This is a genomic window from Streptococcus oralis (assembly GCF_023109315.1).
Lineage (GTDB): Bacteria > Bacillota > Bacilli > Lactobacillales > Streptococcaceae > Streptococcus > Streptococcus oralis_BS.
The window spans coordinates 1-10,230 of record NZ_JALDUF010000013.1; the positions used below are offsets into that span (position 1 = coordinate 1).

Consider the following 10,230-nt stretch of genomic DNA (forward strand, 5'->3'; position numbering starts at 1 on the left):
AAAGGACTTAGTCCTGTGCAGTACAGAACTAAATCCTTTCAATAATTATTTGTCTAACTTTTTGGGGTCAGTACATTAACTATCCGAGTTCTTTTTTATATGAACTGTTCTTCTATTCCCCCTTAGCTAACTCTTTCCCAAGTTGGATGAGGTAGTCTTTCAAGTCGTCTTTGACTTGTGGGTGTTTGAGAGCGTAGTCGATGGATGTTTTCATAAAGCCGAACTTGTCTCCGACATCGTAACGAGCCCCTTTGAACTCACGAGCAAATACACGTTGTGTTTTATTGAGGGTGTCGATTGCATCTGTCAGCTGAATTTCATTTCCTGCACCTGGAGCTTGGTTTTCGAGGATTTGGAAAATTTCAGGAGTGAGGAGGTAGCGCCCAATGATAGCAAGGTCGCTAGGAGCATCCTCTGGCGCTGGTTTTTCAACGAAGGTTTCAACGCTGTAAAGACCATCTTTTCCTTCGCCTTGTGGATCAATAACTCCATAGGCAGATACTTCATCGTGAGGGACTGGCATGACAGCGATAGTAGACGCGTGGGTACGTTCATAGTCATCCATGAGTTGTTTGGTGAGCGGAACAGCCTTTTCATTAGTGATATCCATCAAGTCATCTCCAAGCATCACGACAAAAGGTTCATTTCCGACGAAAGCCTTGGCTTGCAAAACAGCATCTCCGAGACCGCGTGGATGAGTTTGGCGGATAAAATGCAGACGCATGCCAGTTGTTTCATCAACTAGCTTCAAAAGATCTGTTTTCCCTTTTTCTTTGAGGTTGTATTCCAATTCGAAGTTTGAGTCGAAGTGATCCTCGATAGAACGTTTTGACTTACCAGTAACAACCAAGATATCTTCTATTCCGGATTTGAGTGCTTCTTCAACGATAAACTGGATAGTTGGTTTGTCTACGATTGGCAACATTTCCTTGGCCAAGGCCTTAGTGGCTGGGAGGAAACGAGTTCCCAATCCAGCGGCAGGGATGACTGCTTTTCTGACTTTTTGTTTCATAAATGTTCCTTTCTATAAAGGTCTATGACCATTCGTTTTCTGCTTTAAATTCATTGCTCATGATGTCAGTGATTGCTTCTTTGATATTGACACCTTCATAGATAACTCGGTAAATAGCCTGTGTGATTGGCATGTAGACACCCAATTCCTGAGCCAGTTCGTAAGCTGCTCGAGTCGTTGAGATTCCTTCGATGACCATGCCCATATTAGCCTCAATATCTGCGAGAGATTCTCCGCGACCGAGAGCATTACCGGCCCTCCAGTTACGAGAGTGGACAGATGTTCCCGTTACAATCAAATCCCCAACTCCAGAAAGACCGCTATAAGTTAGAGGATTTGCTCCAAGAGCGACCCCTAGACGGGTGATTTCAGCTAAGCCACGGGCAATGATAGCTGCCTTGGCATTGTCGCCAAACCCTAGTCCATGTAATGCACCTGCACCAACTGCAATGATGTTTTTAAGAGCACCAGCGGTTTCAACCCCGATAACATCCGTATTAGTATAGAGACGGAAGTAGTGATTGCTAAAGAGATTTTGGACGTACTGAGCAGTTTCGAGGTCTTTAGAGGCTGCAGTGATCAAGGTAATATCCCGAACAATAGTTTCCTCAGCGTGGCTGGGGCCTGAAACAACAACGACTTCACTACGGAGATCGGCTGGAATTTCCTCTTCAAGAATAGTTGATAGACGTTTGTGGCTATCTGGTTCCAATCCTTTGGAGGCATGCATGATGACAACCTTGTGATCGAGCACCTTTGCTACTTGTTGGGCAACCAGTCTCGTTACTTTTGTTGGGACCACAAATAAAACAGCATCCACATCTTTTAGTGTTTCTTCTAAATCATGATAGGCTTTGATTTTTTCGTCGAGTAGGATATCTTTGAAATAGCGTTTGTTTGTATGTTGGTTATTGATTTCATCGATCTGGTCAGAAATATTTCCCCAAATTCGAACCTCGTGTCCATTGTCGTTTAGGACCTGCGAAAGGGCGGTCCCCCAAGAACCAGGACCCAAGACAGCGATGGTTTGTTTCTTCATCTTTTCCTCCTTGTAAGAGTTCTTCCTTTCATTTTACCATAAAAAGCCTTTTCATGCATCACCTGTATATGAAAGCGCACTAATTTATAATAAGGAGACTTCTTTGACAAGATTTCTCTTTTTTGCTAGAATAGCATCAATATGACCGAATGAGAAGGAGCTGACGCAGGATGTCGCTCCCTTTATCTATTTTATTAGGAGGAAATATGCTCATTAAAAAAATAAAAACCTATAAATGGCAGGCCTTGTCATCCCTAATGATGACAGGCTTGATGGTTGCGAGCTCTCTCTTGCAACCGCGCTATTTGCAAGAGGTGTTAGAGGCTTTGTTGGCCGGACAAAATGAGGCGATTTATAGTATTGGCGCTTGGTTGATAGGGGTAGCCCTAGTTGGTCTGGTTGCAGGTGGGATTAATGTGACACTTGCAGCCTATATTGCTCAAGGAGTGTCTTCGGACCTTCGGGAAGACGCTTTTCGCAAGATTCAGACCTTTTCTTATGCCAATATCGAGCAATTCAATGCCGGAAACCTTGTCGTCCGTATGACTAATGATATAAATCAAATTCAGAATGTGGTGATGATGGCTTTTCAAATTCTCTTCCGTCTCCCTCTTCTCTTTATCGGTTCCTTTATCTTGGCGGTTCACACTCTTACGTCACTTTGGTGGGTGATTGTCCTCATGGTGCTCCTAATCTTTGCACTAACAGCCATCATGATGGGGATGATGGGGCCACGATTTGCTAAGTTTCAAACCCTTCTTGAACGGATCAATGCTATCGCCAAGGAAAATTTACGTGGTGTGCGCGTAGTTAAATCCTTTGTACAGGAAAAAGCACAATTTGACAAATTTACCGAGGTTTCAGATGAACTTCTCGGCCAAAATCTTTATATCGGTTATGCCTTCTCAGTTATAGAACCCGTTATGATGCTAGTCGGCTATGGAGCGGTCTTCCTCTCTATCTGGTTGGTGGCCGGAATGGCTCAGTCAGATCCATCTGTAGTGGGCTCGATTGCTTCCTTTATCAACTATCTCAGCCAGATTATCTTTACCATTATCATGGTTGGATTTTTAGGAAATTCTGTCAGTCGTGCTATGATTTCCTTGCGTCGTATCCGCGAAATTCTAGATACCGAGCCAGCGATGACCTTTAAAGATCTCCCGGACGAAGAGTTAGAAGGAAGTCTCTCTTTTGAAAATGTAACCTTCACCTATCCTAATGACGATGAGCCTATGCTGAAGAATGTGACCTTTGAAATTGCGCCTGGTCAGATGGTCGGTGTGGTTGGTGCGACTGGAGCAGGGAAGTCCACTCTAGCTCAGTTAATTCCACGACTTTTTGATCCACAGGAGGGATCTATCAAGATTGGTGGCAAGGATATTCGAGACGTCAGCGAGGGAACCTTACGTAAAACAGTTTCCATTGTCTTGCAACGTGCTATTCTCTTTAGCGGGACCATTGCAGATAATCTTCGTCAAGGAAAAGGCAATGCCAGCGTGTCAGAAATGGAACGTGCAGCACGGATTGCTCAAGCCAGTGAATTTATCGGGCGCATGGAAAACAAATTTGAGAGTCAGGTCGAAGAACGTGGCACCAACTTTTCTGGTGGACAAAAGCAACGGATGTCCATTGCCCGTGGGATTGTCAGCAATCCCCGTATCCTGATTTTTGACGATTCGACTTCAGCCCTAGATGCAAAGTCAGAAAGACTCGTACAGGAGGCTTTGAACAAAGATTTGAAAGGGACAACAACCATTATCATCGCTCAAAAAATCAGTTCAGTCGTCCATGCAGACAAGATTTTGGTCTTGGACCAAGGGCGCTTGATTGGAGAAGGACGGCATGCAGACTTGGTAGCTAACAATGCCGTCTACCGCGAAATCTACGAAACACAAAAGGGAAAGGAGGAATAAAATGAAAACCGTTCGATTTTTCTGGAATTATTTTAAAGTCTACAAGCTCTCCTTTGTCATTGTGATCCTGATGGTTGCAGTTGCGACGATTGCCCAAGCCCTCTTTCCTGTTTTTTCAGGCCAAGCAGTCACGGAGCTCGCTAACCTAGTTCTAGCTTATCAAAATGGAACTTCCGAACTAGCCTGGCAAAGTTTGTTAGCTTTGATGCTGAATCTAGCTCTGGTTGTCCTCGCCTTAGTGGTATCCAGTTTGATTTACATGACCTTGATGACCCGTGTGATTGCTGAGTCGACAAATGAGATGCGTAAGGGCCTCTTTGGCAAACTTTCTCGTTTGACGGTTTCTTTCTTTGACCGCCATCAGGATGGCGACATCCTTTCTCGCTTCACGAGTGACTTGGACAACATCCTTCAAGCCTTCAATGAAAGCCTAGTTCAGGTTATGAGCAATATTGCTCTTTACATCGGTTTGATTTTTGTCATGTTTTCAAAAAATGTGACGCTAGCCCTGATAACAGTAGCCAGTACCCCAGTGGCCTTTCTCATGTTGGTCTTCATCGTGAAGATGGCCCGCAAGTACACCAATCTCCAGCAAAAAGAGGTTGGGAAACTCAATGCCTACATGGACGAAAGTATTTCAGGTCAGAAAGCTGTTATCGTACAAGGAATTCAAGATGACATCGTAGCAGGCTTTGTGGAGAAAAATGAGCGCGTGCGCAAGGCAACTTTTAAAGGGAGAATGTTCTCAGGTATCCTCTTTCCAGTTATGAATGGGATGAGTTTGGTCAATACGGCTATCGTCATTTTTGCAGGTTCAGCGGTCTTGCTGAACGATCCAAGTATCGAAACAACGACAGCCCTAGGTTTGATTGTCATGTTTACCCAATTTTCTCAGCAGTACTACCAGCCGATTATCCAGGTGGCTGCGAGTTGGGGGAGCCTCCAGTTGGCCTTTACTGGGGCCGATCGTATCCAAGAAATGTTCGATGCAGAAGAAGAAATTCGTCCACAAAATGCACCTTCCTTTACGGAATTGCGAGAAGGTGTTGAAATCAGTCATATTGATTTCTCTTATTTACCCGACAAGCCGATTTTGAAAGATGTTAGCATTTCAGCTCCTAAGGGGCAGATGATAGCAGTTGTCGGTCCGACTGGCTCAGGGAAAACGACCATCATGAACCTCATCAATCGTTTCTACGATGTAGATGCAGGTAGTATTTCCTTTGATGGCAAAGACATCCGTGACTACGACTTGGATAGTCTGCGGAGCAAGGTCGGGATTGTCTTGCAGGATTCGGTCTTGTTTAGTGGAACGATCCGAGACAATATCCGCTTTGGTGTGCCAGATGCCAGTCAGGAAATGGTCGAAGCAGCTGCCAAGGCAACTCATATTCATGACTATATCGAAAGCTTGCCTGACAAGTATGATACCCTTATTGATGATGAGCAAAATATCTTCTCGACTGGGCAGAAACAATTGATTTCCATCGCTCGGACCTTGATGACAGATCCTCAAGTCCTAATCTTAGACGAAGCGACTTCCAATGTCGATACCGTAACAGAAAGCAAGATTCAGCATGCCATGGAGGCAGTAGTAGCAGGACGAACCAGTTTTGTGATTGCCCATCGTTTGAAGACCATCCTCAATGCCGATCAGATTATTGTCCTCAAAGATGGAGAAGTCATTGAACGTGGAAATCATCACGAGTTGCTCAAATTCGGCGGTTTCTACTCAGAACTGTATCACAATCAATTTGTCTTCGAATAAAAAAGAAGTTGTCCTCATTGGGCAGCTTTTTCTTATCCATAAAAAATACTTATCACGGTCTTTAAAAAAACATATTAGACAGGAAAGGGTTGGAGTGATAAGATAAGACTGTCGCAAGAAAATCGAAAGGAGACACATCATGGCTAGAACGGTTGTAGGAGTTGCTGCAAACCTATGTCCTGTAGATGCAGAAGGGAAAAACATCCACTCATCTGTATCCTGTAAATTTGCAGAGAGCATTCGTCAAGTCGGTGGTCTTCCTTTAGTAATTCCTGTAGGGGATGAGTCCATTGTTCGCGATTATGTGGAAATGATTGACAAACTCATCTTGACAGGTGGGCAAAATGTCCATCCTCAGTTTTATGGAGAGAAAAAGACCATTGAGAGCGATGATTACAACCTTGTACGCGATGAGTTTGAACTAGCTCTCCTGAAAGAAGCGCTCCGTCAGAATAAACCAATTATGGCAATCTGTCGTGGGGTCCAGCTAGTCAATGTTGCTTTTGGCGGCACTCTCCACCAAGAAATTGAAGGTCACTGGCAAGGCTTGCCTTTTGGAACATCTCATACTATTGAGACAGTAGAAGGAAGCGTGGTGGCTAAGTTATTTGGCAAAGAAAGTCAAGTCAATTCAGTTCATCGTCAAAGCATCAAAGACCTGGCACCTAATTTCCGTGTAACTGCTATTGATCCAAGAGACCAGACCATCGAAGCGATTGAGTCTATCGATGAGCATCGCATTATCGGTTTGCAGTGGCACCCAGAGTTCCTGGTCAATGAAGAAGACGGCAATTTAGAATTATTTGAGTATTTATTAAATGAATTGTAACGATTAGAGTCTCTAGCCGTTTTTATTCGTCCTTTCAGATTTTTTATATTTTAGCAAATTTACGCAAACGTTTGAATTCTGATAAAAATTGGGCAAATTCAATAAAAAAGCTTGAAAAAATCGAAGGTAAGCGTTATGATAGAAAAGAAGAAATTTTGGAGGATTATCATGTCACATATTAAATTTGATTATTCAAAAGTTTTAGACAAATTTGTTGCCCCACATGAAGTGGAATACATGCAAGCACAAGTAACAGCTGCAGACGAATTGATCCGTAAAGGAACTGGTGCTGGTAGTGACTTTTTGGGTTGGTTGGACCTTCCTGAAAACTACGACCGCGAAGAATTCGACCGCATCTTGAAAGCTGCTGAGCAAATCAAATCAGACAGCGATGTCTTGGTTGTAATTGGTATCGGTGGATCTTACCTTGGTGCCAAAGCAGCTATCGACTTCTTGAACCACCACTTTGCGAACTTGCAAACAAAAGAAGAACGCAAAGCTCCACAAATCCTTTACGCAGGAAACTCAATCTCATCTACTTACCTTGCTGACTTGGTAGAGTACGTAGCTGACAAAGACTTCTCAGTAAACGTGATTTCTAAATCAGGTACAACAACAGAACCAGCGATCGCTTTCCGTGTATTTAAAGAACTCTTGGTTAAGAAATACGGTCAAGAAGAAGCCAACAAGCGTATCTACGCAACAACTGACCGCCAAAAAGGTGCTGTTAAGGTTGAAGCAGATGCCAACGGTTGGGAAACATTTGTGGTTCCAGATGATATCGGTGGACGCTTCTCAGTATTGACAGCAGTTGGATTGCTTCCAATCGCAGCATCAGGTGCAGACATCAAAGCCCTTATGGAAGGAGCTAACGCAGCTCGTAAAGACTACACTTCAGACAAACTTTCTGAAAACGAAGCTTACCAATACGCAGCCGTTCGTAACATCCTTTACCGTAAAGGTTATGCAACTGAAATCTTGGTAAACTACGAGCCATCACTTCAATACTTCTCAGAATGGTGGAAACAATTGGCTGGTGAGTCAGAAGGGAAAGACCAAAAAGGGATTTACCCAACTTCAGCAAACTTCTCAACTGACTTGCACTCATTGGGTCAATTTATCCAAGAGGGAACTCGTATCATGTTTGAAACAGTTGTCCGTGTTGACAAACCGCGTAAGAACGTGATTATTCCCACTTTGGAAGAAGACCTTGATGGACTTGGTTACCTTCAAGGAAAAGACGTTGACTTTGTAAACAAAAAAGCGACTGACGGTGTTCTTCTTGCCCACACTGACGGTGATGTACCAAACATGTACGTGACTCTTCCTGAGCAAGATGCCTTCACTCTTGGTTACACGATCTACTTCTTCGAATTGGCAATTGCTCTTTCAGGTTACTTGAATGCTATCAATCCATTTGACCAACCAGGTGTTGAAGCCTACAAACGCAACATGTTTGCCCTTCTTGGAAAACCAGGATTTGAAGAATTGAGCAAAGAGCTTAACGCACGTCTATAATAGAAGAAAAGAGTGGCTTGTCCACTCTTTTTACTCTCTTTATTCGTAGACATTGGACTCAGGCGAGACTTGTGATATAATATAGAAAGCAAAAAGGCAGACGCCTAGAGACTTTATAGGAGAAACTATGTCAAAAGATATCCGCGTACGCTACGCACCAAGTCCAACAGGACTACTACACATCGGAAATGCCCGTACAGCATTGTTTAACTACCTTTACGCACGCCATCATGGTGGAACTTTTATCATTCGTATCGAAGATACTGACCGTAAACGCCATGTTGAGGATGGTGAACGCTCACAGCTTGAAAATCTTCGCTGGTTGGGCATGGATTGGGATGAAAGCCCAGAAACTCATGAAAACTACCGCCAATCAGAGCGTTTGGAACTCTATCAAAAATACATCGACCAACTGCTAGCTGAAGGAAAAGCTTACAAATCATACGTTACAGAAGAAGAGTTGGCAGCTGAACGCGAACGCCAAGAAGCAGCTGGCGAAACACCACGCTACATCAATGAATATCTCGGCATGAGCGAAGAAGAAAAAGCAGCTTACATCGCAGAACGTGAAGCTGCGGGTATCATCCCAACTGTTCGTTTGGCAGTCAATGAGTCTGGTATCTACAAATGGCATGATATGGTCAAAGGTGATATCGAGTTTGAAGGTGGCAACATCGGTGGTGACTGGGTTATCCAAAAGAAAGATGGCTACCCAACTTATAATTTTGCCGTTGTGATCGATGATCATGACATGCAAATTTCTCATGTTATCCGTGGAGATGACCACATTGCCAACACCCCAAAACAGCTTATGGTTTATGAAGCCCTTGGTTGGGAAGCTCCAGGGTTCGGTCACATGACCTTAATTATCAACTCTGAAACTGGGAAAAAATTGTCTAAACGTGACACCAACACCCTTCAGTTTATTGAAGACTACCGTAAAAAAGGTTATTTACCAGAAGCAGTCTTTAACTTTATTGCTCTTCTTGGTTGGAACCCAGGTGGCGAAGATGAGATTTTCTCTCGTGAAGAACTCATTAAACTTTTCGATGAAAATCGCCTCAGCAAGTCACCTGCTGCCTTTGATCAGAAGAAACTAGACTGGATGAGCAACGACTACATCAAGAGAGCAGATTTCGCTACTATCTTTGAAATGGCAAAATCATACTTAGAAGAAGCAGGACGTTTGACTGACAAATCTGAAAAAATGGTAGAACTCTACAAGCCACAAATGAAGTCAGTGGACGAAATCCTTCCGTTGACAGATCTTTTCTTTGCAGATTTCCCAGAGTTGACAGACGCTGAGCGCGAGGTCATGGCAGGAGAAAACGTTTCGGTTGTTCTAGAAGCCTTCAAAGCGAAACTAGAAGCGATGACAGATGAAGAATTTGTGACAGAAAACATCTTCCCACAAATCAAAGCAGTTCAAAAAGAAACAGGTATTAAAGGGAAAAACCTCTTCATGCCGATTCGTATTGCAGTATCAGGTGAAATGCATGGACCAGAACTTCCAGATACGATTTACCTATTAGGTCGTGAGAAATCTATCCAGCATATTGATAATATGCTGAAAGAGATTTCTAAATAAAAAGGACTTCCGATGGATACATGGGAAAAGATGTACGAAGAAGCACGAACCTTATTCAATCCCCATGAAGTTTCTGACTTTGTTTATGCTAACCATGTTGTTGCTGCAGTAGAAGCAGAAGATGGTCAGATCTTCACAGGATTTTGTATGGAGGGCACTTGTGGCGTTTTTCATCTCTGTGCAGAACGAGCGGCTCTCTTCAATATGTATCAATTTTCAGGACAAACTAAAGTTAAAAAAATCCTCGCCTTTCGAGATAAACCTCCCTACGGCGAAGGATCAGGTATGCCCTGTGGCGCTTGCAGAGAATTTCTCTTAGAATTGAATGCTGAAAATAAAGAAGCAGAGTTCATGATGGACTACGAAACAAGAAAAACAATCAAAGTTGCCGAGTTGATCCCCTACTGGTGGGGAGAGGAACGTGCGACTAATTGGCAAGATAAATAGAAGGAGTCAGTTTTACTGGCTCTTTTCCCTAATCTTTTCAGAATTTCGATAAAGAGGAAAAAAGTTCTTGACAAAGTAGGAAAAGTAGATATAATAGAAAGAGTTGAAAAGCTCAG

8 protein-coding genes are annotated in these 10,230 nt (G+C 43.3%); 6 read left to right on the forward strand and 2 right to left on the reverse strand.

Translation table 11 applies throughout. The annotated features are described in order from the left end of the window. Positions 1-112 precede the first annotated feature (112 nt). Together galU and M1F74_RS09945 are read right to left on the reverse strand one after the other, a co-directional pair. Positions 113-1,012 (reverse strand): UTP--glucose-1-phosphate uridylyltransferase GalU, encoded by a 900-nt coding sequence (gene galU / locus M1F74_RS09940; protein ID WP_247947020.1) that lies wholly within the window; start codon positions 1,010-1,012, stop codon positions 113-115. Positions 1,013-1,034: 22 nt separating this feature from the next. Beyond that, on the reverse strand, positions 1,035-2,051 hold the full coding sequence (locus M1F74_RS09945) for an NAD(P)H-dependent glycerol-3-phosphate dehydrogenase (protein WP_084852997.1): 1,017 nt from the start codon (positions 2,049-2,051) through the stop codon (positions 1,035-1,037). Positions 2,052-2,257: 206 nt separating this feature from the next. Between M1F74_RS09945 and M1F74_RS09950 the strand changes: the two genes are divergently transcribed. From M1F74_RS09950 to M1F74_RS09975, 6 genes are all read left to right on the forward strand, one after another. Then, positions 2,258-3,964 (forward strand): ABC transporter ATP-binding protein, encoded by a 1,707-nt coding sequence (locus M1F74_RS09950; RefSeq protein WP_247947021.1) that lies wholly within the window; start codon positions 2,258-2,260, stop codon positions 3,962-3,964. Between the two features lies 1 nt (position 3,965). After that, positions 3,966-5,732 carry an ABC transporter ATP-binding protein gene (locus M1F74_RS09955; RefSeq protein ID WP_247947022.1) on the forward strand — a complete coding sequence of 589 codons (1,767 nt, stop codon included), beginning with the start codon at positions 3,966-3,968 and terminating at the stop codon, positions 5,730-5,732. A 139-nt stretch (positions 5,733-5,871) separates the two neighbouring features. Then, positions 5,872-6,561: a gamma-glutamyl-gamma-aminobutyrate hydrolase family protein gene (locus tag M1F74_RS09960; RefSeq protein ID WP_247947023.1), complete on the forward strand. Its 690-nt coding sequence runs from the start codon at positions 5,872-5,874 to the stop codon at positions 6,559-6,561. Positions 6,562-6,729: 168 nt separating this feature from the next. Beyond that, positions 6,730-8,079, forward strand: a complete 1,350-nt coding sequence (locus M1F74_RS09965) for a glucose-6-phosphate isomerase (RefSeq protein ID WP_000018248.1) — start codon at positions 6,730-6,732, stop codon at positions 8,077-8,079. Positions 8,080-8,206: 127 nt separating this feature from the next. Next, the gene (gltX, locus tag M1F74_RS09970; RefSeq protein WP_247947024.1) at positions 8,207-9,667 is read left to right on the forward strand and encodes a glutamate--tRNA ligase; all 1,461 of its coding nucleotides are present in this window, start codon (positions 8,207-8,209) and stop codon (positions 9,665-9,667) included. 12 nt (positions 9,668-9,679) lie between these two features. Next, a complete protein-coding gene (locus tag M1F74_RS09975) occupies positions 9,680-10,114 on the forward strand; it encodes a cytidine deaminase family protein (protein WP_000382004.1) in 435 nt (144 codons plus the stop codon). Positions 10,115-10,230 lie beyond the last annotated feature (116 nt).